The sequence below is a fragment of the Bacillus piscicola genome, assembly GCF_022458745.1.
Lineage (GTDB): Bacteria > Bacillota > Bacilli > Bacillales > Marinococcaceae > Alteribacillus_A > Alteribacillus_A piscicola.
This window is the reverse complement of the sequence record NZ_JAJJJF010000005.1, coordinates 12,614-33,106: the sequence shown is the minus strand read 5'-3', so window position 1 is coordinate 33,106 and position 20,493 is coordinate 12,614. Positions and strand designations below refer to the sequence as shown.

The 20,493-nt window shown below is 42.4% G+C and carries 20 protein-coding genes and 1 tRNA gene; 6 read left to right on the top strand and 15 right to left on the bottom strand.

The features are described from left to right. Nucleotides 1-80: 80 nt before the first annotated feature. The 3 genes from LOR49_RS09950 to LOR49_RS09940 form a co-directional block, all read right to left on the bottom strand. Complete coding sequence (locus LOR49_RS09950) at nucleotides 81-2,927, bottom strand: ATP-binding protein (protein WP_240376428.1); 2,847 nt, start codon at nucleotides 2,925-2,927, stop codon at nucleotides 81-83. Then, on the bottom strand, nucleotides 2,924-4,159 hold the full coding sequence (locus LOR49_RS09945; RefSeq protein WP_240376427.1) for a metallophosphoesterase family protein: 1,236 nt from the start codon (nucleotides 4,157-4,159) through the stop codon (nucleotides 2,924-2,926). The genes LOR49_RS09950 and LOR49_RS09945 overlap by 4 nt, the downstream gene beginning before the upstream one ends. A 108-nt stretch (nucleotides 4,160-4,267) precedes the next feature. Beyond that, nucleotides 4,268-4,687: a hypothetical protein gene (locus LOR49_RS09940; protein WP_240376426.1), complete on the bottom strand. Its 420-nt coding sequence runs from the start codon at nucleotides 4,685-4,687 to the stop codon at nucleotides 4,268-4,270. 88 nt (nucleotides 4,688-4,775) lie between these two features. Between LOR49_RS09940 and LOR49_RS09935 the strand changes: the two genes are divergently transcribed. After that, on the top strand, nucleotides 4,776-4,955 hold the full coding sequence (locus tag LOR49_RS09935) for a YhzD family protein (RefSeq protein WP_240376425.1): 180 nt from the start codon (nucleotides 4,776-4,778) through the stop codon (nucleotides 4,953-4,955). A gap of 22 nt (nucleotides 4,956-4,977) precedes the next feature. On the opposite strand, the gene LOR49_RS09930 is transcribed toward LOR49_RS09935, so the two are convergent. The 4 genes from LOR49_RS09930 to LOR49_RS09915 all read right to left on the bottom strand — a co-directional run bounded on the left by LOR49_RS09930 (nucleotide 4,978) and on the right by LOR49_RS09915 (nucleotide 9,151). Further along, nucleotides 4,978-6,495 carry a coproporphyrinogen III oxidase gene (locus LOR49_RS09930; RefSeq protein WP_240376424.1) on the bottom strand — a complete coding sequence of 506 codons (1,518 nt, stop codon included), beginning with the start codon at nucleotides 6,493-6,495 and terminating at the stop codon, nucleotides 4,978-4,980. 101 nt (nucleotides 6,496-6,596) lie between these two features. After that, entirely contained in the window at nucleotides 6,597-7,436 is an 840-nt protein-coding gene (locus LOR49_RS09925) for an HAD-IIB family hydrolase (RefSeq protein ID WP_240376422.1), read from the bottom strand. 148 nt (nucleotides 7,437-7,584) lie between these two features. Next, the gene (locus LOR49_RS09920) at nucleotides 7,585-7,935 is read right to left on the bottom strand and encodes a YlbF/YmcA family competence regulator (protein ID WP_240376421.1); all 351 of its coding nucleotides are present in this window, start codon (nucleotides 7,933-7,935) and stop codon (nucleotides 7,585-7,587) included. A gap of 76 nt (nucleotides 7,936-8,011) precedes the next feature. Next, nucleotides 8,012-9,151, bottom strand: coding sequence for a DUF445 domain-containing protein (locus LOR49_RS09915; protein ID WP_240376420.1), 1,140 nt, complete (start codon nucleotides 9,149-9,151; stop codon nucleotides 8,012-8,014). Between the two features lie 155 nt (nucleotides 9,152-9,306). On the opposite strand from LOR49_RS09915, the gene LOR49_RS09910 reads away from it, so the two are divergent. Next, a complete protein-coding gene (locus LOR49_RS09910) occupies nucleotides 9,307-9,474 on the top strand; it encodes a hypothetical protein (protein ID WP_240376419.1) in 168 nt (55 codons plus the stop codon). Between the two features lie 142 nt (nucleotides 9,475-9,616). Here the strand turns inward: LOR49_RS09910 and LOR49_RS09905 are convergent, their stop codons facing one another. The 3 genes from LOR49_RS09905 to LOR49_RS17640 form a co-directional block, all read right to left on the bottom strand. Beyond that, complete coding sequence (locus LOR49_RS09905) at nucleotides 9,617-9,823, bottom strand: alpha/beta-type small acid-soluble spore protein (protein WP_240376418.1); 207 nt, start codon at nucleotides 9,821-9,823, stop codon at nucleotides 9,617-9,619. A 91-nt stretch (nucleotides 9,824-9,914) separates the two neighbouring features. Next, on the bottom strand, nucleotides 9,915-10,352 hold the full coding sequence (locus tag LOR49_RS17645; protein ID WP_338021136.1) for an AMP-binding enzyme: 438 nt from the start codon (nucleotides 10,350-10,352) through the stop codon (nucleotides 9,915-9,917). Between the two features lie 42 nt (nucleotides 10,353-10,394). Next, a complete protein-coding gene (locus LOR49_RS17640) occupies nucleotides 10,395-10,574 on the bottom strand; it encodes a hypothetical protein (protein WP_338021135.1) in 180 nt (59 codons plus the stop codon). Between the two features lie 257 nt (nucleotides 10,575-10,831). On the opposite strand from LOR49_RS17640, the gene LOR49_RS09895 reads away from it, so the two are divergent. Next, nucleotides 10,832-11,395: a LemA family protein gene (locus LOR49_RS09895; protein ID WP_240376417.1), complete on the top strand. Its 564-nt coding sequence runs from the start codon at nucleotides 10,832-10,834 to the stop codon at nucleotides 11,393-11,395. Nucleotides 11,396-11,426: 31 nt separating this feature from the next. Here the strand turns inward: LOR49_RS09895 and LOR49_RS09890 are convergent, their stop codons facing one another. Further along, entirely contained in the window at nucleotides 11,427-11,960 is a 534-nt protein-coding gene (locus LOR49_RS09890) for an LOG family protein (RefSeq protein ID WP_240376416.1), read from the bottom strand. A gap of 165 nt (nucleotides 11,961-12,125) precedes the next feature. Between LOR49_RS09890 and LOR49_RS09885 the strand changes: the two genes are divergently transcribed. Together LOR49_RS09885 and pdxK are read left to right on the top strand one after the other, a co-directional pair. Beyond that, entirely contained in the window at nucleotides 12,126-13,358 is a 1,233-nt protein-coding gene (locus LOR49_RS09885; RefSeq protein WP_240376414.1) for an aminopeptidase, read from the top strand. Between the two features lie 76 nt (nucleotides 13,359-13,434). Continuing rightward, complete coding sequence (gene pdxK / locus LOR49_RS09880; protein ID WP_240376413.1) at nucleotides 13,435-14,247, top strand: pyridoxine/pyridoxal/pyridoxamine kinase; 813 nt, start codon at nucleotides 13,435-13,437, stop codon at nucleotides 14,245-14,247. Between the two features lie 70 nt (nucleotides 14,248-14,317). On the opposite strand, the gene LOR49_RS09875 is transcribed toward pdxK, so the two are convergent. The 3 genes from LOR49_RS09875 to glpK all read right to left on the bottom strand — a co-directional run bounded on the left by LOR49_RS09875 (nucleotide 14,318) and on the right by glpK (nucleotide 19,082). Further along, nucleotides 14,318-15,724, bottom strand: a complete 1,407-nt coding sequence (locus LOR49_RS09875) for a SpoVR family protein (RefSeq protein WP_240376411.1) — start codon at nucleotides 15,722-15,724, stop codon at nucleotides 14,318-14,320. An 84-nt stretch (nucleotides 15,725-15,808) separates the two neighbouring features. Further along, nucleotides 15,809-17,548, bottom strand: a complete 1,740-nt coding sequence (locus LOR49_RS09870) for a phospho-sugar mutase (protein WP_240376410.1) — start codon at nucleotides 17,546-17,548, stop codon at nucleotides 15,809-15,811. A 40-nt stretch (nucleotides 17,549-17,588) separates the two neighbouring features. Further along, on the bottom strand, nucleotides 17,589-19,082 hold the full coding sequence (glpK, locus tag LOR49_RS09865; protein WP_240376409.1) for a glycerol kinase GlpK: 1,494 nt from the start codon (nucleotides 19,080-19,082) through the stop codon (nucleotides 17,589-17,591). A 136-nt stretch (nucleotides 19,083-19,218) separates the two neighbouring features. Between glpK and LOR49_RS09860 the strand changes: the two genes are divergently transcribed. Next, nucleotides 19,219-19,295 (top strand) — tRNA-Pro (locus LOR49_RS09860). Between the two features lie 62 nt (nucleotides 19,296-19,357). On the opposite strand, the gene LOR49_RS09855 is transcribed toward LOR49_RS09860, so the two are convergent. Next, nucleotides 19,358-20,383 (bottom strand): hypothetical protein, encoded by a 1,026-nt coding sequence (locus tag LOR49_RS09855; RefSeq protein WP_240376406.1) that lies wholly within the window; start codon nucleotides 20,381-20,383, stop codon nucleotides 19,358-19,360. Nucleotides 20,384-20,493: the final 110 nt, after the last annotated feature.

Below are 20,493 nucleotides of genomic sequence, written 5' to 3'. Positions count from 1 at the left end.
TCACTGTTCCTTTCTCCGTTTTTTCCTAACACACTGCTTTCTCAACCAGTACCACACAACTGGCTTGCCTCTCTAACCCATTACAACCATACTATATTCTGCGATAAAGAGCAGGTATCAGGTAATGGATGGCAGGTAAAGTAGATGATCTGTCGCTCTTTGCTAATATTCTTTAGTAAGGAAAAGGCTATCTGTTGACGTTCGCGGTCAAAATTAACAAACGGGTCATCTAAGATAAGGGGAAATGTTTCCGACTGAGTATAGATTTCTGCTAAGGCAAGGCGCAAAGCTAGATACAATTGCTCAGCTGTCCCTCGGCTTAATTCCTGCGGTGAAAATCTAATCCCTTGTTCATTTTCAACGACAAACTTTTTTTCCCCTGCTGGTGAAAATACTCGCAAATAGGAACCGTTGGTAAGGTGCCTAAAGTAGGTAGAGGCCTTTTTAATCACGTCAGGCTGTCTTTCTTTTTCATACATCATCTTAGCTTGGCGGACCAGGTGCTGGGCGGTCTTTAGGGTTAGCCATTTCTTTACATCATTCTCCAGATCAACGGTTTGTTCGGCAAATGTTTGCAATTGACTTTCATATGTTCCTCCTTCCTCAATCACCTGAATATGTTGGTTGACTTCCGCCAGTGTACGAAGAAGCCTTTCCTCTTCCTTTTCTTTGCTATCTACTATACTGTTATCCCACTCTCCCTCTTTCACTTCAGAGAGTTCGAGACGCCACGTTTTCATATCTTTTCCTCGGGGAGTCTGAGCCTTAATTTGCTCATTTAACCATTGATATTTTTTCATCCATTCATCATGCTGTTCTTTTGTTTCTGCTGCCTGTAAAAACTCCGCTTCAGAGTTTACTCCCGCTGTTTTTAAAAGTGACGCTTGTTTTATGGCAGTTTCATTTAAAATCTTATCCCAGTAATGTTTATGTTCAAAAATGTTTTCAAGGCGTGCTGCTGTTTGTATACTTTCATTGTTTAACAGCTCTTCTTTATTATAGACATCCATTAAATGTGCTAACGTTTCTTCCATACTGGGGAAGCACGGATGGCCGTTTCTTTCTGCTATTCTTGTCACTTCCGCGTCTAATACAGCTGTTTTTTGTGACATAGCAGCAATTTCTTCCTCCAGTTCGTGTACTTCCTTCCTTTTTACCTTCCATTCTTTCACAAGTTGGTAGCAGGGTGATATATACTCCAACGTTGGTTTTGACGGGAAGTGATAACGAGACGCCCAGTCCTTAAGTTTGTTTTCTAAATCAATTTGGTTGGCACGTTCCTCTTCAACCTGTTTCCCAAGAAGTTGGCAGCGATTCATGATCCTTTCCCGCTGCCACCTTTGTTCTTTCAATGATGCTTCCATGCGCTGGTCTTCCGTAACGAGTTCTCGATGAATGCGAACCTTTTCTTCGTCCCGTTCGGCTGTTTGATCAAGTTTTCCCTTTTTTTGCAGCATCCACCCTAAAACAGCAGCCAATCCCAAGCTTGTTAACAGCGCAAGGAGTGGCGAAAATCTGGATATCCATTCCCACATTCCGAGTACAAACATTATGATCAACAAAAGTTGTACGAACAAAGGTACTTTCTTTTTTGCAACATGATCAGTCATTTGCTGTTCTTCAAAAAGTGATCGTTCATCCCTGCTTTTTTGCTCACTTAATGTTCTTTTTTGACTTTCCAATACAGCAATATCCTTGTCTAATGCTAGCAGCTGTTGTTCTTCTTGCCTTTTTTGTTCTTGGAGTATGCGTCTTCTTTCTTTTAATTCTTTCCCTTGTTCCACTAATGCTGTCAATTCTGTCTCTGCGTGAATGTTAGTGACGGCGCGTGTCCAAAACTCGCTGTCTTCTCCCAGTTTTTCCATATATTCTTCCGCTGCTTTTTGTTTTCTTTCCAACTGTGATTTCTTATCGGAGCATTCTTCTTTTAATTTTTGATACAGCGGCACCTTTTCTTTTAGCAACAAAAGCTCTTCTTTTACAGCAAGCATGTTCCAGGATAAGGCCAGACCCGCATTTTTAGAGGCTATTACGTTTATTTGGTGCTTTGCTTTTTGCAAACTCGCTGCCGCTTCTTTATGTTTATTTCCATTCACGTGCCATTCTTCTTTACGTTTTTCCGATACATGAGGCTTCTGCCGCAACATCTTTAACGATTCTTCTACTGCTAGCTGCTCCTTTACAACCCTTGCTGCCGTTTGCTTCCGTTGAAAATATTCTCTTTCTTTAAGAAGAAGCTTTTTCTCTACTTGAAGATCGTGCAAAAGACGTTCTGCTGCCTCTTTTTCTTTCAGCAGGAGATCATAGCGTTCAAATTCACTTTCCATTTTTTTAAGTTCAAGACGTCCATGGTTTATCTGCCTCAGCTTTTGATTGATGATTGGCTTTTGTCCCTTTGCTTTAAAATAATAATTTAATTGGTCCTCTAATTCTTTTTCAATAAAATGGACTTGTCTTGTTCCTGTCATCCCTGCTTCATACAAATACTTGTTTAAGTCATTTCCCTTTAATGTATGTATCTCACTAAGACCATCCAATCCGAAACAAAATATCCCTTGAAAGACACTGCGATCCATATTACCTAATAAAGCCGTCAGCCATTCTTCACCGGCTGTTTCTCCATTATCCATATGAATCGCGACATCCCCTGCCGCTTTATTTTTCACGAGACGTTCTATCACAACCGTATTTCCGTCAAGAAGCTGTACGGTTATGCTGCCGCCGTATGACCCCGTCGTCTTGGGTTCGTACCGCAGTAGCTTTTCTTTTTTAGTTGGAAAACCAAATAAAATCGCTTGGATAAATGCACGAACGGTGGATTTCCCTGTTTCATTATCTCCCTGGATAATCTGCAGCGGCTCTTCAAAGCTAATTATCTTATCGTGCAGTTTACCAAACCCATATACATGGACTTTTAGAATCCTCACCGTTTCCCCCCCTTTGCCCATAAATGACGAATAAGCAAACGCGCTTCTTTAATCAGCTCTTGTTCCTCCACTGTATCCTTAGCTATAAGCTTCTTGGCGAGCGGATGACGAACTAATGGAGTAAGTTCCTTTACAAGTCCCTCTGGATTTTGCGAAAAGTAATCAGCAGCACGATCGACATCTTCCAAAAAAAGATGTTGTTCTTTTTGTTCATTTTCTTCGCTTGTATGATTTTGAACAGTATGAATGTAGAAGAATGGCTGCTCCGCTGCGCCAATCTCATTCAACGCTTCTCTCCATTCTTCCCGCTCCGTTTCATCACTTAAATGACTGCTTAATACCCCTTCCCCGCTTAATATCAATTCGACAGCAAGCCCTAAGCTCCGACTGTTTGAATATGTCTCTATCTGCTCCAGAAGCTTGTCTGTCAACTTGTCAAAACTGTCTATTTCCGTAATGGAAACTTCCATTTTCTCCAGGGTGATAGGGGCAGCTTGCCGAAAAACTGTATGTACCTGTTTTTCTTTTGTCATGCTCACGAGTAAATAGCCTTTTTTTCCCGTTTCTTTTCGGTGGCGGCCTTGAATATTTCCAGGATAATAAATGTTCTGTGCTAAGGCTTGGCCGCGATGAATATGACCAAGTGCCCAGTAATCCATCTCTTTTTCTTTTAAGTCCTTTATTAGGAAAGGAGCATAGGCATCGTGGTGGTCCGTGTTTCTTTGCTCCTGTCCATGAAGAATACCGATATGAAAAGGAGCACCTGAAACTTTTTTGTAGTCTTGCGCTAAATTCGCGCGAACTGCCCGCGTTTCATAACTGCAGCCATATAGATGAGCTGCCGGCTTACCGCTTTTCCAGAAGACCTTTGTCTCCGGTACTGTTCCAAAAATATGAACATGATCTGGCCATCCGGCTGGCGCGTAGTCATATTCAACCGGATCATGATTACCAAATATGACATACACAGGTATGTTGTAAGTGCTCAGAAGCTCTAATTTTCTTTTAAGAAAGAGCTGATTTTTAAGCCCGCGATTCTCCCCATCAAATAAATCACCAGCCAATATAATAAAGTCAACGTCCAAGCTAATAGCATCCTTTACTAAATTTTCTACCGCTGTTTGAATACTGGCGGCAAAGTGTTCTTTTAACAACGGTGCAGCACCTGCCGCTAATGGAAATGATGACCCAAGGTGCAGGTCGGCAGCATGAATAAACCGTAAACTGTCCACTATCAAGACTCCCCTTTCCCGTTCTCTCTATTATACAAAAAAATACACCCCCGTTCCCTTATGTTATTGGGGAACAGGGGGATATGCGAAAATTCTTTCATCCTTTCTTTAAAATGGGATAAGTGACAAGGCTGTTAATGCTGCAAGCGGCAGGGTGAGACGTCTAAATCGCGGTCTCGGATAACCGTACCCACCGTATCCTGGATAACTATGGCCGTAACCCGGGTAACCATATCCATAACCGCCATATCCACCGTATCCGCCGTATCCTCCAAATATTCTTTCATCATTTTCACGGGCCTCAAAAGGCATACCGCAGCCATGGGGTGGCATATGATGAGAACAGCCCTGCATCATTGTGTCATCATATTCCGGCACCATCATATAGACATGCTGATCATCCACGTTTTCAATGTATCCTGGGATCTGTTCATTGTTATACATTTGGGCCATCACGTATTGTCCCATATACTGTTTACATAAATGATGCATGTGCATGGTCTGGTTCATGTGATTCATATTATTCATGCTATCTGCCCCCTTTTCCATCCCATCCTATTCAGCAAAGCGGGCTGGTGTGCATAGGGAAAATCTTCTCGTTAAGGAGGTAACATTTATGCAATATTACCTAACCGTTTTTGAGAAAGACGGCTCGCTTTTGTTAAATGAAACCTTTGCCTTTCCTTCAGATAACGAAGCAATCAGCTATGGAAATAAACGGCTGAAGGAACTTGATTACGGTGGAAAAACTCACCGGCTGACTAGAAATGGGAAACTGTTGCTTTTTCAGCGGTAAGCACAAAAATGCTGCTCCGAACTTACTCCGGAACAGCTTTCATGTGAAGGTCAGAGAACATGTCGGTTAGGACAGCAACTTTATTCTCCGTACACGATTCATAGCGATTTTTATAGGAAACAGGATCTTTTGGATTCGCGTATCTGCTGATTTTCTTTGTTTTTGGGTCTACCCACTTACTAGCTGCCCCGCAGCCAAGTCCAATGATTGTCTGGACTTCCTCCATAATAATGATATTGTATAAACTTTCTTCCCCGGGAAGCGAATAACCAATATTTTCAAGGTTGCCGAGTATATTTTTCTGACGGTAAAGATAATATGGCTGGTAGTGATGGCTGCTCATCCATTCAGCCGTTATTTCCATCATTTTCTCAATTTCTTCTCCATCCGCAACTTGATATCTTTCTCTTTGTTTGGTCATTTTCGAGGCTCTTTTAAAGGAAAGGGTGTGTACCGTCAATGATTCAGGAAGGAGTTTGGCTGTTTCTGTTAGTGTATGCTCCATCTCTTTTGTTCCTTCACCAGGAAGACCAATGATAAGGTCCATGTTGATATTTTTCATTCCCATTTTTCTCGACAATTCATATTTGTCAATGGTTTCTTCGACGGAATGATGCCTGCCAATCGTCTCCAGCGTTTCATTCGTAAATGTTTGCGGGTTAATACTTATACGGTCAATGTTCCATTTTAGCAAGACTTGAAGCTTGTCTTCCGTAATCGTATCCGGTCGTCCCGCTTCTACCGTTATCTCCCGTACGCTTTCCATTGGAAGCACGTCGTACATTTTTGCATAAAGATCATCCATTTGCTCTGCACTAATACTTGTTGGCGTACCCCCGCCGAAATAAATAGTAGTCACAGGGACTCGCAGCTTTGTTAAGACACTGCCAATCTGTTCCATTTCATAGTGCAATCCTGTTAAAAAGTTTTCAACAGGTCCATCCCTGCCGCTCATCGCGTATGCAGGAAACGTACAATATGCACATTTTGTCGGGCAGAAAGGGATACCGATATAAATGCTGACACCTCTTTGTAGTTCATATAAATCAGGCAAAACTTTTTGCTGACGAATTGCAATTTGTTCTAAAAGAGCTGTTTTCGATGCCGACACGAGATATTCCTTCTCTAATTTATCTTTAATGCCAGAAGTATTCATGCCCTTTTGATAATACCGATGCCACAGTTTAACGGGACGAATCCCTGTTAAAATTCCCCAGGGCTGAGTTGTGCCTGTCCATTCATTCAGTAAACGAACAAGTAAATAAGCATGCGCGTGTTTGGCATGAGATTTTTGCTCTTTTTCTGGAAGTGGCGATGACAAAGGTTTTGTCAATGTTTTGGTTAACGCTTCCCCATTTTTATGTATGAATTCTGCCTTATAGATCAGTTGATCCCCATCTTTTGTGTCAGAAAAGGTTATCTCACGTTCCTCTTTTTCGGAGGACGCTATCCGGAGCACTGCCTGTAATCCGTATAAATCAGCAATATGCTGAAGTGCTTGTAAGTCTTTTTCCGCAATACCTTTTACTATGATTTCCATTATGTCCCCCGCTTCTCACTGTATGTTCACCTGTTAGTGTACAAAACGTGATAACAGAGGTCAACTTCAGGGCCGGCACCGCAACCGGCCCTCCGTTTTTATTATACTTCTACCCGCATCTGTTTTCGAAATACTTCTTTGATCATATATGCCATTCCGTCCTGATCATTTGAACGCGTTACCCAATCCGCTTTTTTACGGAGCTCCTCAGGCGCCTGCCCCATCACTACTCCTAAACCAGCCATATCCAGGACCGCTCCATCAGCTGATCCGGAACCGATGAAGATTGTCTCCTCTTTATCAATTCCCAGCTCCGTCATTAAATAGGATAAGGCATACTCTTTTGTAGCTTGTTCTTTTTTTATCGTTAACCGTTTTTCTTTTTGTTCAATTAAAATCCCAGGAATCGCATCCAGCAAAAGGTCTCGGCAGGCAGCTGCATCGCTTTCGTTCTCAAACTCTCCAAATAACCGCAAAGCACTTAACTGTCGCTCATAAACGGATGTTGATATTTTTTGGGAATATGTTTTAGGCTGAAAGAGCCCCTCTGCTAAACTGAATTGAATGCGTCCTAACACTTTTCGCTGGTGGCGGGGTTTGTTTTCCCATTCATAATCCTGTCCCTCAAGATGGATATGGCATGAGAACCGTTCCATGTATTCAGCGATATCATAAACCATCTCTGGCCGCATTTTTGTTTCCAAAATTGGACTGCTCCACATACCTGCGAGCAATGCGCCGCCGTGAGTTATCATTTCGTGTTCCATCTTCAGCTGCTTGGCAATTTTCTTCGCTGATGAATGGCTTCTATTCGTTACAAGTACGGAGTAAACTCCTTTGTCCCGAACAAATTCCACAGCTTCTTTCGTTTCTTTACTAATGCGGTCATTGGATTTTAACAAGACCCCGTCTATACTCATCGCAAGTAACCGGTATGCCATGATGTATCCCCCTTCTCAATGCTTAGCCTTTTCTATATTTACCCTATGACAGCTTGGCATTCTTTAGAACAACCATGAAAAAGGAAAAAACTCCTGCAGTCCATAGAGACCACAGGAGATGTGTTAAAATATATTCAGTCGTTGTTTTCTATTCCTCAGGAACACCGTATATTTCTTCAAGAGGTGCCATAATAATGTTATTTACATCATTGATAATCGTGCTTAAGCGCTGTTCTTCCTCCATAAGCTTGGAAATGGTCTCATGCTGCTGTACCATTTCAAACTGTTTTTGAGCTTTTGTGATTTCTTCTTCAGAAGGTTGCTGGCCTTGCATCTGCTTTTGCTGAAGTTCAAGCTGCATGGCACGGAAGTTATCAAGCATCCGTTTGGCTACCTCATCTTCCTCTACATTAGTATGCAACTGTTTCAGATTTTGAAATTCCTCACTATCTGTCAGGCTTCTCGATAATTCATGAGCTTTGTCGTAAATATTGGACATATAAAGTCCTCCTTTTAAGTAACTTTACTGAGCATAACATGAAATTCTTTCATAATCATCCTGTTGCCTGGTATTTCTACAAAAACAGCACAACAATAAGCGCTTGAATTAGTCCCACCGTGCCTCCTAAAAGAGCTCCTAAGTAAGTGATCATTTGAAATTCACGTCTAGAAATACCAAGTACCATCTCCTCCAGCCTCTCAACGGAGAACGTATCCACCTGTTCCTGAACAATTTGTTCTAACTTAAGGTGCTCTAATACATCCGTCAATCTCTCCATGAGAAATCGTTGCAACTCTGTCATGAGAGCAGGAATCCATTCAACCGTAACCTTTTCCTCAAAACGTGTCGCCCACTCTGATAACGGCATGTCTATATAATCAAATGCTGGTACTTCTTCATTTAAAATGGCAACCGTCCGTTTAACCGCGCTATCTATATCGATTAAATCAGTTAATGATGATAACGGCTTTCCTTGAATAGCATCCCATTCTTTAAAAAGTAATTTTTTGATGAAAGCTTCCGAAGCAGTATCTTCAAAAAATCGAACAATTTCCGGCTGGAGTTTTTCCACGATACGATCGCTGCCAAACATGGATCCTAAAAAGTTCAACATGGATCCTTTTCCTTGTAAAAACTTTTCAAGTAACATGGCAAGCTGTTTTCGGCCTTCTTCTCCTTTAAAAAAATCGGCGCCTTTTTTTGTTATCATACGTGCAATGCCCGGTATTACTTTATCTCCTTTTTCAATAACTGCCGGTGAAAGAAAATTTTTTAACTCCCTATCTTTGTTCTCGGTTAGAAAGGTCTCCACTTTTGTTCTTAAAAAATCTTCTGTTGTTCTCAAAAACATGTCCCTGGTGATTTCCACGTGAAAGATTTTATTTAGTAGACCAGATATAGAGTCGTTACTGTACAGCAGTTTTCGTGCTTCCTCGCTCATCCAGTCATTCATTTTAGTAAAAAAGGCACTATTCCTCAGTTTTTTTCGAATACTTTCTGGTGTCAAGAGATGATTGCTAACCATCTTTCCCATCTGTTCTGCTAACTCACCGCGCCTTTTCGGAATCAACCCGGGTGTGAAAGGCAGACGCCGTCCTCCAATATATAAGGGTTGATAAGGTCGAAACAGCATTCTAATTGCCAGTGAGTTCGTTATTCCACCAATAAGCGCTCCAATTGCAACCATAAATAAGATAAGAAACAGAACGTTCATAATATCCCAAGCTCCTTCAGTATTACTGCATAAACAGGCATTATTACTTTATCAACTACAGCGATTCCCGGCAAGCATCTTCTCTAACGTCGTTTTATTTTTACACATACAGTTTTAAAATATGGTCATGCTAATCATCATAGGGGGGATAACCTATGGACAAAAAACAAAAGGGACAAGTGAAAGATAAGAATTATGCAATGGACGTCGATCGTATGATTAATGAGGGGATGGCAGGCGGAACTGTCAATCCTAAATACGAAAACCAGCAGATTGAACTGGCAAGGGAACTTGATGAGGAGGAACCTCCGAACGAAAATTAAATATGCGTTCCATGAAATGTAAGTAAGCTGTCTCTTACAAAGAGACAGCTCTTTTTTTACTATCTTAAATGAAAAGGAGGCTGCCACTGGTGGCGGCATAGCACCACCGTTGTGACAGCCTCACTAACCATATATTTAGTTATTACTGTTGTTGACCACCGCTCATTTGTTGTTGAGCCATAGTCACAAGACGTTTTGTGATCTCTCCTCCAACAGAACCGTTGGCACGAGAAGCAGTTTCAGCACCAAGATTAACTCCAAATTCAGAAGCAATCTCATACTTCATCTGATCAAGAGCCTGCTCAACTCCAGGTACTACTAATTGGTTTGAGTTATTTCTGCTTGCCATGTTTCTCACCTCCCCTCTGTCTGTACCCATAGTGTGTGACGAAAACCTCACTCTATGCTTTAAATTTCTTAGTAAATTTTAGAAATTGGAATTACTGCTTATTAAAAAAGCTGTGTCCTTTTTCTCTAATGTGATCCATCGTCTCCGGGTTCTCTAACGCCGAGAAATCCCCCGTCGTTTGATTTGAAAAAGCCATCTTTATCGCTCTCCGCATTACTTTAGCGTTTCGTGTTTTCGGTAAATCATGAACGACGAGAACCGCAGCAGGAACTAATGCTTTTCCTAACCATGTGTGGCATAACGAAATCAATTCCGCTTCTGACACCGATTTCTGTTCATGTACAATGACAAAACCAATGGCTCGTTCTCCTTTTAATTCGTCCGGGATTCCAATTACAGCAGCTTCACGAACCACTGGGTGTTCTACCAACGCCGATTCGATTTCTGCTGGTCCAATACGTTTTCCTGCCAAATTAATAACATCATCGGAACGTCCTGTTATTGTCCAATAACCGTCCTTATCTTTCACAGACCAATCGCCGTGAACCCATACGTCTTTCCACCTACTCCACTATGTCTCTACATACTTCTGCGAGTCCTGCCAAAAACCATTCGTCATGCCGACCCACGGTTTTTTTATAACAAGCTCGCCCACGTTATCTGTAACTGGTTTACCATTTTGGTCAAAAATATCAGCAACCAATCCCGGTAATAGCGAATTAAACGTTGCTGCTTGAATTGGTTTAATCAAAACGTTTCCGAGAATCCCTCCAGATGTCTCTGTCCCACCTTTGATGGTCTTCCACCAGCTTCCCCCTTTAATTAATATCCCAATTTTTCAAAAATTAATACCGTACAATTACAGTCATTACAAAGTTACACCTTTAAAAAAGTGAAATTTCACCACATATCCAAGGCAGACATGCTATACTGCTTATTAAGAACAAATTAATCCTTAGCTACATCTTTTTACTTAAAAGGTAATAGACGTAAAGGAGGTTCTCTCCCTTGACTTTTTTCGGAACTTTACTCGGCTTGGTTCTTCTCATTGCCTTAGTCAGTTGGATTGTCGGCTACAACGCGCTTATCAAATATTTAAATTGGGTAGAAGAAGCGTGGGAAGAAGCGGATACTCAGTTGAAACGCCGCGCTGATTTAATACCCCAGCTAATTGATATCATGCAGCCGCACGTGAAACAGGAACAGCACTTGCTTGAGAAATTAGTGGAGATTAGAAGCCGTTTAACTGCGAGTCACCTAGAGAGAGCAGAGCACGTACTTTCCAACCAAGAATTGACTGCTGCATTGGAGGCTGTTTTTAACTTAATAAACAGCTATCCCGCTTTAAAAAACGATAAAGATTTCTTCGCTTTAAAAAAACAATTGGTGGAATTAGAAACGACATCCCACAGAGCCATACAAGCTTACAATAATACAGCTGCCAAGTACAATGCTAAAATACAGTCACCGCCAACAAGTTTTGTCGCTAATGTGCATGGCTTTCGGAAATTAAATCCTATTAACGAACTAACCACGGAAAGTGAGCATCTAAAAGTATCCATCTCTAAATAATGACAACGTAACGAAAAGAATCTCAGCCAATTTAGAACAACTTTTCTAGCAGCGTTTCGGGATCGTTCTCCACTACTACTGTTTCCCGTACAGTGTCTGCAAGGAAGCCTTCATCCACCATATGATCAAGTAGCTTCTGTAGTGGAGCATAATAACCCCCCGTGTTAAAGAGTGCACATCTTTTTTGATGATGGCCGATTGCACTCCATGTCAAAACTTCCATAAACTCTTCCAATGTCCCAATTCCTCCCGGGAGCGCTACAAAAGCATTTCCGCGTTCATACATGTGAAATTTTCGCTCATGCATGCTGCTTACCGTTATTAAGTGAGTAAGACGCTGATGAGCGATTTCTTTTGGCTTTAAGTCTTCAGGTATTATTCCAGTGACCCGCCCCCCTGCCCCCAATGCCCCGTCTGCGACCGCCCCCATCAACCCCGAACTTGAGCCGCCATATACAATTTCAATCCCTTTTTCAGCCGCAAAGCTGCCAAGCTGCCGTGCTGCGTCCTTATACATAGGGTTAAAACCGTTACTTGATCCACAAAATACAGTCAGCGTGTCCATTCACTTTCCTCCAATTGTCTTCTATTTTGAAAAAGCTTTTTCTTAGTATATGTTACACTATTTAGTAGAAATGTATGGTTTTACCTTTTGACTTTTGTCATTTTTCTAGAAGAGTCTTTCACCTGCTTTCTAATTTCGTTTCATTACCATAAAAGGAGAATGCTTATGAGTTCTTTTCAGCAAAAATTAGAGAATTACGCAACCCTTGCACTAAAAAAAGGAGTTAATATCCAGAAGGGCCAAACACTATTTATCTCAGCTCCGCTCACTGCTGCTTCGTTCATCCGGGTGTTGGCCAAAATTGCATATACCGCTGGTGCTAAACAGGTTTATGTCGATTGGGTGGATGAGGAGCTGACCCGTATTAAATACGATTATGCTCCCGTTGACGCGTTTCAAGAATTCCCAAGTTGGCAGGCGGCTGCCCGCGAAGAACTAGCCGAAAAAGGAGCTGCCTTCCTCACAGTGAAATCGACAGATCCTGACCTTTTAAAGGGAGTGGACTCCGATCGGATCGCCGCTGCCAACAAAGCTGCCGGTGCAGCGCTTGGTACGTTTCGCTCTTACATCCAATCCGATAAAGTAAGTTGGTTGGTCATAGCAGCACCGTCACCAGGATGGGCACGAAAAGTTTTTCCCGATGAAGAACAGGTTCAAGCCGAGCAGAAGCTTTGGGAAGCCATTTTTCAAGCGGTTCGCGCCAACGTCGATGATCCCATTGCCGCGTGGGAAGAGCACGACAACAAATTGCAAGAAAAAGCAGCATTTTTAACTAATAAAAACTACAAATATTTACACTATCAGGCGCCAGGCACCGATTTAACGATCGAGCTTCCCCAAAACCATATTTGGGTGGGCGGAGGAGGTCCCAATAAAGATGGAGTTCATTTCATAGCCAATATGCCGACTGAAGAGGTCTTCACCGTTCCTCATAAAGCGGGTGTTAACGGTTATGTCAAAAATACGAAGCCTTTGAATTACGGCGGTAACATCATTGACCAATTCACTATTCATTTTCAAAATGGAAAAATAACGAATATAACAGCAGAGGAAGGGGAAGACACATTAAAGAAGCTGGTTGAGATGGATGAAGGATCTGCTTATCTTGGAGAAGTCGCGCTCGTTCCCCACAGTTCCCCGATCTCTCAATCTGAGATTTTATTTTATAACACGCTGTTTGATGAAAATGCTTCCAGCCATCTGGCGATTGGAAGTGCCTATGCATTTTGTGTAAGAGGCGGGACGGAAATGAACGAAAAAGCGAAAGAAGCCCACGGCATAAATACGAGCATCACCCATGTCGATTTTATGATCGGAAGTCAAGACATGAATATAGACGGAATTTCCCACGCCGATGAAACAGAGCCCTTAATGAGAAACGGCGAATGGAGTATTTAATATGAAAAAACCGTGTGCTATTATTATTTTATCTGCTTTTACGTGGACAACAATGAAGAAGATGAGGTGAAGATGTATGACGTTAAAACGTGTACTCACGATTGCAGGCTCCGATACGAGCGGTGGGGCTGGCATTCAAGCTGATTTAAAAACATTTCAAGAACTTGAAGTTTACGGGATGACTTCTTTAACGACCATTGTAGCACAGGACCCGCATAATGATTGGTTCCATGCCGTTTATCCTCAGGATCTATCGGTTTTAGAGGCGCAGCTTGAGACAGTTCTTGCGGGTATCGGTGTTGATGCGGCCAAGACAGGTATGCTCGGCTCGATGGAAACAATCGAATTGGTAGCTAAAAAAGTGGAGCAGTACAATATTGAAAAGCTAGTGGTAGATCCTGTTATGGTTTGTAAAGGAGCGGATGAGGCGCTCAACCCGGAATTAGACCAATTTTTACGCGATGTACTCGTACCGAAAGCACTGGTGGTGACACCGAACCTGTTTGAAGCAGCCCAGCTGGCCGGAACCGCTCCAGTTAAAACAATTGATGACATGAAAGAGGCAGCTTCCATTATTTATGAACAAGGTCCTTCCTTTGTCATTGTAAAAGGGGGTGGTGAAACGGGTGAAGATAAATCAATCGATGTCTTATACGATGGGAAAAGCTTTGAATTATTAGAGGCTGACAAAATTCACACCGAATTCACACATGGTGCTGGATGTACGTATTCTGCTGCCATCACGGCTGAAATTGCCAAAGGCAAACCAGTCCGTGCAGCCATCGAAACCGCCAAACAATTTATTCAAACGGCTATTTCTGATTCGTTCCGTCTGAATCAATTTATCGGTCCGGTCAATCATACCGCCTATCGCCATCACTCTGCTTAGAAAAGCCGTGAAGCTAAAAGAAACACAAGGCACGGAGCTGCTCTCATATGCTCCGTGCTTATGTCTTCACCTACAACGTTCTCCGGTGAATTTTCCGGCCATTCGAACTGAACTGCACCCTCTTATTATCAACTGTTGTCTCGATATGAACGGTTCGCCCCCACAACTGATATAAATAAGGCAATGTTTTTTCCAGATAGCGAATATCCAGTTCTTCTTCTTCATAATGGTGATTGATATATAATTCACCAGCCTTAGCATAATCACCATTGGTTACGGATAAATAAGGAAAACCTCCATTCACGCGTGAGCGGATGAGCTGATCTCTGACGTTTTCCCAGTGTTTATCTACTATTGTATAATCTCTTCCTTGTTTCTGAAATAAATACATATCTTCCTCTTGTACTAACTTCTTTGTTACGTAATTTCGTATAAAAGAAGTGTCGGACTCAAGCTCTCTTACTTCAAAAATCTTCTCCTGCCCGCTTCCAGGCTGTACTCCCAGTTCGCGCAGTTCTTCTCCTGGGTTATTATACTCTTCCTCAATGCTCTCGAAAATTTTCACCCCAAGGTGATACGGGTTAACACTCGTCCGTGACGGCTGAATCACACTTGCGTTTAGTTTAGCAAATTCAATGCTTTCTTCCGTATTCAGATCTAATTCTCTCAAGATTTTAGCGTGCCAATAGGAGGCCCAGCCCTCGTTCATAATCTTCGTCTCTAATTGCGGCCAAAAATATAGCATTTCCTCGCGCATCATGGTTAATATATCACGCTGCCAGTCTTCCAGATCACGACTGTATTCCTGAATAAATAAGAGCAGATCTTTTTCAGGGCGAGGTGGAAACGCTTTCGTTTTTTTTGGAGGAGGAGAAGAGGATTCATTATCATCCAGGCTCCATAAATCATCATAAGGACCTGGACTTCTGGTTCCTTCCTCTTCTTCCTCATCAAGCGACCAATCCAGCTGTGGACGGATAAGGCTTGGATCAATATGCTCTTGAACTGCCAGTACGGCATCAAGAAAACTTTCAACTTCTTTCTTTCCGTATTCCATTTCATAATGAGAAATACGTTCAGCTGCGGCTGACATACTTTCTACCATGTCTTGTCTAGTGTTCGAAAAGCGAACGTTATTTTTGAAAAAGTCACTATGTGCCAATACATGCGCAACGATTAGCTTATTTTGGATTAAAGAGTTACTGTCAAGTAAAAAAGCATAGCAGGGATCAGAATTTATCACTAACTCGTAAATTTTACTTAACCCAAGGTCGTAATGGAGTTTCATTTTATGAAATTGTTTGCCAAAGCTCCAATGGGAATAGCGTGTCGGCATCCCGTACGCTCCAAATGTATAAATGATGTCAGCCGGGCAAATTTCATAGCGCATCGGATAATAATCCAAACCAAAGGAGTCGGCAATTTCCGTTATCTCTGCTATCGCACGCTTTAATTCCTTTTCTTCATGAAGATGCACGTTTCTCCCTCCTCCGTCTTCTTATCCTTACTATATGAATAAAAAACGGATCAATGAACAGAGGAGACAAACAAAAACATTTTATTATATTAGTTCCTTTGCCTTTGTCATAATATCTGTTTTTAGCTGTTCAAGGTTCTTTTCTGCCTGAGTAGACTCTTTATCTTGAACGCCGAAATAAAACTTTATTTTAGGTTCTGTACCGGAAGGTCGTATGCAAAACCACGATCCATCTTCCCTAAAAAATTTCAATACATTGGAAACTGGCAGTTTTATTTTCTCTTTTTGGGAGTCTATTAAATAAGAACGTTCCGAGGTTTTATAATCCTCCATGACAGCCACTTTATGACCCCCTGCTGTTACAGGTGGTTCCTCTCTAAATGATCTCATTATCTCATCCATTTTCTCAACGCCATTTTTTCCCTTTAACGTTAAAGACACGAGATCTTCTTTGAAGCAACCATACTTGCGATACACCTCATGTAGTGCCTCATAGAGTGTTTTATTCTCTTGTTGTTTATACCATAGGGCCATTTCAGAGAGAACAAGCGCAGCTTGAATGGCATCCTTATCACGGACAAAGTCATCTGCCAAATATCCATAGGATTCTTCATAACCAAACTGAAAATTACCATTTCCGCTTTCATTCATTTGTTTAATTTGTTCAGCTATGAATTTAAAGCCTGTTAACGTGTCAATCACCGTTAGACCGTAATATTCAGCAATTTTCCGTCCTAACTCAGACGTGACAATCGTTTTTAAAACGACACCGTTTACAGGAAGTTCTCCTTTTTCCTTTCGCTGTGAAAGTAGATATTCAAGCATTAATGCTCCTGTTTGATTTCCAGTTAAAAGCTGATAATGGTTATCCATATCCTTCACAGCAATACCGGCACGATCAGCGTCAGGATCCGTCGCAATCAAAATATCAGCCCTCTGTTTTTCCCCAGCTTGAATGGCTAGTTCAAAAGCTGCTTTCTCTTCAGGATTCGGGCTTTTTACCGTGGAAAAGTCCGGATCAGGCAATGCCTGTTCTTTCACAACATGAATGTTTGTAAATCCACTTGTCTCCAAAATTCTTGTAACTGGAATATTCGCTGTACCGTGTAAAGGGGTGAACACAATGGATACTTGTCCGCCTTTTTCTTGGATAAGTTCGGGATGTAAGCTGACCGTTTGCAATTCATCATTATAGGCCTTATCTATTTCTTCGCCGATAATGATCAATTTTCTCTTTGCTTTCATTTCCTTTTCATCGGCAACTGGTATCGTTAATTCATTTTCTACTTCCTCTACTTTAGCCATTAGCAGCTGAGAAGGTTCTGGAGGAAACTGAGCACCATCCTCTCCGTATACTTTAAAGCCATTGTATTCCGGAGGGTTATGACTCGCTGTTATCATCACTCCTGCAAACGCCTGCAACTGTCTGACCGCAAAGGACAATACCGGGGTCGGCCGCAACTCTTGAAACATGAAGACTTGAATATTATGAGCGCCAAGCGTCAGAGCTGTTTCCCTAGCAAACGTATAAGAGTGATGTCGTGAGTCAAAAGCAATGGCCACTCCCCGTTCTTTCGCTTTTTCCCCGTGGTATTCGATGTAACGTGCCAAACCCTCTGCCGCCCGGCGCACCGTAAACACATTCATTCGGTTTGTTCCGGGCCCCATCTCTCCACGCATTCCACCCGTCCCAAACTCCAGGTATTTATAAAAACAGTCTTCCAACCTTGCCTCATCGGCTGTCAGCTCTTGTAATTGTCTCTTGATCGCTGCTTCCAGTCCAACATGATCATGCCAGCGCTGCCAATTATTTCGCCACTCCATTACTACCGCTCTCCTTCACTATCAAATAATCACTATTCCCCTACTTAAACATTCGTGCTGCTTGAACCGCTTTCAGCCAATCCGCATATAACGCATCCCGTTCTTTTTTGTCCATACTCACACGAAATGTCCTATCTAAATTCCATTTTTTCGTCACTTCTTGTTTATTTTCCCAAAAACCAACGGCCAAGCCAGCAAGATAAGCCGCCCCCAGGGCAGTTGTTTCTTGGATGACCGGCCTTTCAACCGGCACTTGAATCATATCACTTTGAAACTGCATCAGAAAATTGTTCTCAACTGCTCCTCCGTCCACTCGCAGTACGGGAATGACTACGCCTGCGTCTTCCATCATGACATCAATGACATCTTTTGTTTGGTACGCTATGGATTCCAATGTCGCACGGATAAGATGTTCTTTTTGCGTTCCCCGTGTAAGACCGAATACAGCCCCGCGAACTTCACTGTCCCAATAAGGGGTTCCGAGACCTACAAAAGCCGGCACGACATAAACACCTCCGTTACCACCCGCACGCTCGGCATACGCTTCTGATTCTTTGGCTGCCTTCAACATTTGCATCCCATCTCGCAGCCATTGGACAGCGGAGCCGGTTGCAAAAATACTGCCTTCGAGCGCATATTCTACCTTCCCATCAAACCCCCACGCGATGGTCGTCAATAGGCCGTGGCGAGACTGAACAGCTTGTTCACCGGTATTCATCAGCATGAAACAGCCCGTACCATATGTATTTTTTGTCATGCCTTTTTCGAAACAAGCCTGCCCGAATAATGCAGCCTGTTGATCCCCGCAAGCTCCGGCTATTGGAACCGCACAACCGAAAAAGTGGGATTTATCAGTATGTGCATAAATGGCTGATGATGGTTTCACTTCAGGAAGCAGTTGTTTCGGAATGTCAAACATATGTAGTAACTCTTCATCCCAAGTGAGTGTATGAATGTTATACATTAACGTCCGCGATGCATTCGAATAATCCGTCACATGGGCAGAACCACCTGATAATTTCCAGATAATCCACGAGTCCATCGTGCCAAATAAGAGGTCGCCATTTTCTGCTCTAGTTCTTGCCCCATCTACTCTATCTAAAATCCATTTCGCTTTTGTTGCTGAAAAATAAGGATCAATTAACAGCCCTGTTTTTTCCCGTACTTTCTGCTCCAATCCTTGTTCTTTCAAATCATCGCAAAGCGCCGCAGTCTGTCGTGATTGCCACACAATTGCATTGTATACCGGCTTCCCCGAATATTTATCCCAAATAACTGTCGTCTCTCGCTGGTTCGTAATCCCAATCGCTGCCACCTGCTCAGCTGACACGTTTGCTTTCTTTAATACACCGGCTATGACACGTAAAGTGGATGCCCAGATCTCCTCTGCATCGTGCTCTACCCAGCCGGGCGCTGGAAAATATTGAGTAAACTCCTGCTGCTCCATTGCTAGAAGTGAACCATGATGATCGAATAATATCGCTCTTGAACTCGTCGTTCCTTGATCAAGTGCTAAAATAAACTTCTCACCCATTGTCCCACCGCCTTTCTAATACCATTCTACCACCGTTTTTGATAAGAAAAACAAAAGATTCATCGTATTATACTTCACCTACAAGCTAGTCTTTATTGCAGAATTATGAAATATATACTAGAATTAATGAAGAGAGCGGGATGTAGCTCAGCTTGGCAGAGCACAGGCATGGGGTGTCTGGAGTCGCAGGTTCGAATCCTGTCATCCCGACCAACGATTGCTGTAACGAACAAAAAACCGCGGGTAGAGAGAGCTCCCCCGCGGTATTTCTATGCTTAGAATCGTTTTGAGAAGTTCTGCCGCGCCTGCTCTGCATTTTTTTCCGGTGATTTGTAGGAAAGTGGTTCTTGATGCAGTGCTTGAAAAAAGTTAATGTCACTTGTGGCAAGTCCTCCTATCGCAAGGCGCGGGATAAGGCGGGCATGTACGGGCAGTGCACTTGATTTCTCCGGAACCGTCAAAACCATATTAAAACTTGCCAGCCCCTGTGCTGTAAGACTCGCAAAAATCCGTTGCAATCCTTCCGCAAAATGCAGCCAATCCCTCTCTTGAATTTCCTCTAAGCCCCTTTTCCCGCGAAAGATAGCCATGTAATCATGGTGACTTTTAGGAGCAAACGCGTGTATCCAGGCCACGTCTCCACGCTCCCCGATAAACCTTTCTCCTTGATGACGTTCTGCTTCATATAACGCTGTTAAATAGTCTTTTTGATAAGATCGCTTGAATTCTTCTCCACGTTTTTCTGTCAGAGACTGTGTATTGGTTGGCGCTTCCGATAAGATAACGTGCAAGTGTGGGTGAAGAATACTCCCACCAGAGTGTGGAAGGTAATTCCAATTAATCGACGTATACAAAGGAGTATCTTCCTCCTTCTGAACACGACGAATGTATGTATGGGCGCACATAAAGGCGTTTTTTATGATTTCTGGCGTAAAATCATCTAAACGTACATAGTGAACTCCCGAGAAGACGACAACGCCGTTATGTTTGCTGTAAGGGAAAAGGTTGGGAAATACTACTGCATCTCCGTGCCTTATCCGTCCTGTACGGCTAATAGAGTCAGGAAAAACCGGTGTCATTTTCTCTATGTTTTCAGGGCAGAAGGGGCAATTTTTACCTGCTGTTTTTTTAGCTGTTTCTGAGTAATCTGGTATCGTGAACTCCACCCCTGGATCAAAAACAAGCCGAGAAGTTTCTCCTGTCAGGGGATCCTGCCGAATTTCCGTTTTTCTGTCTACCTTCTTGCCTTCTCCATCGTAAAAGGTAAAGACCTCTTCTTGCTTTCGAAATAATTCTATCATGTTCATCCTCCTTTTTTACAGGCTTCATTGTTCTCCACTCCATATTACGTTGTTTTTTAAATATTACAACCACTTAAAAAAACTGTCTCGCTAGATCGTGTCTTTCTCTA

Excerpts from the sequence above, each read along its gene's own strand:
- LOR49_RS09940 (WP_240376426.1), bottom strand. The coding sequence starts at position 4,687 with ATGAATAATATGAATCACATGAACCAGACCATGCACATGCATCATTTA.
- LOR49_RS09935 (WP_240376425.1), top strand. The coding sequence starts at position 4,776 with ATGCAATATTACCTAACCGTTTTTGAGAAAGACGGCTCGCTTTTGTTA.
- LOR49_RS09930 (WP_240376424.1), bottom strand. The coding sequence starts at position 6,495 with ATGGAAATCATAGTAAAAGGTATTGCGGAAAAAGACTTACAAGCACTT.
- LOR49_RS09925 (WP_240376422.1), bottom strand. The coding sequence starts at position 7,436 with ATGGCATACCGGTTACTTGCGATGAGTATAGACGGGGTCTTGTTAAAA.
- LOR49_RS09920 (WP_240376421.1), bottom strand. The coding sequence starts at position 7,935 with ATGTCCAATATTTACGACAAAGCTCATGAATTATCGAGAAGCCTGACA.
- LOR49_RS09915 (WP_240376420.1), bottom strand. The coding sequence starts at position 9,151 with ATGAACGTTCTGTTTCTTATCTTATTTATGGTTGCAATTGGAGCGCTT.
- LOR49_RS09910 (WP_240376419.1), top strand. The coding sequence starts at position 9,307 with ATGGACAAAAAACAAAAGGGACAAGTGAAAGATAAGAATTATGCAATG.
- LOR49_RS09905 (WP_240376418.1), bottom strand. The coding sequence starts at position 9,823 with ATGGCAAGCAGAAATAACTCAAACCAATTAGTAGTACCTGGAGTTGAG.
- LOR49_RS09890 (WP_240376416.1), bottom strand. The coding sequence starts at position 11,960 with ATGGACACGCTGACTGTATTTTGTGGATCAAGTAACGGTTTTAACCCT.
- LOR49_RS09885 (WP_240376414.1), top strand. The coding sequence starts at position 12,126 with ATGAGTTCTTTTCAGCAAAAATTAGAGAATTACGCAACCCTTGCACTA.
- pdxK (WP_240376413.1), top strand. The coding sequence starts at position 13,435 with ATGACGTTAAAACGTGTACTCACGATTGCAGGCTCCGATACGAGCGGT.
- LOR49_RS09870 (WP_240376410.1), bottom strand. The coding sequence starts at position 17,548 with ATGGAGTGGCGAAATAATTGGCAGCGCTGGCATGATCATGTTGGACTG.
- glpK (WP_240376409.1), bottom strand. The coding sequence starts at position 19,082 with ATGGGTGAGAAGTTTATTTTAGCACTTGATCAAGGAACGACGAGTTCA.
- LOR49_RS09855 (WP_240376406.1), bottom strand. The coding sequence starts at position 20,383 with ATGATAGAATTATTTCGAAAGCAAGAAGAGGTCTTTACCTTTTACGAT.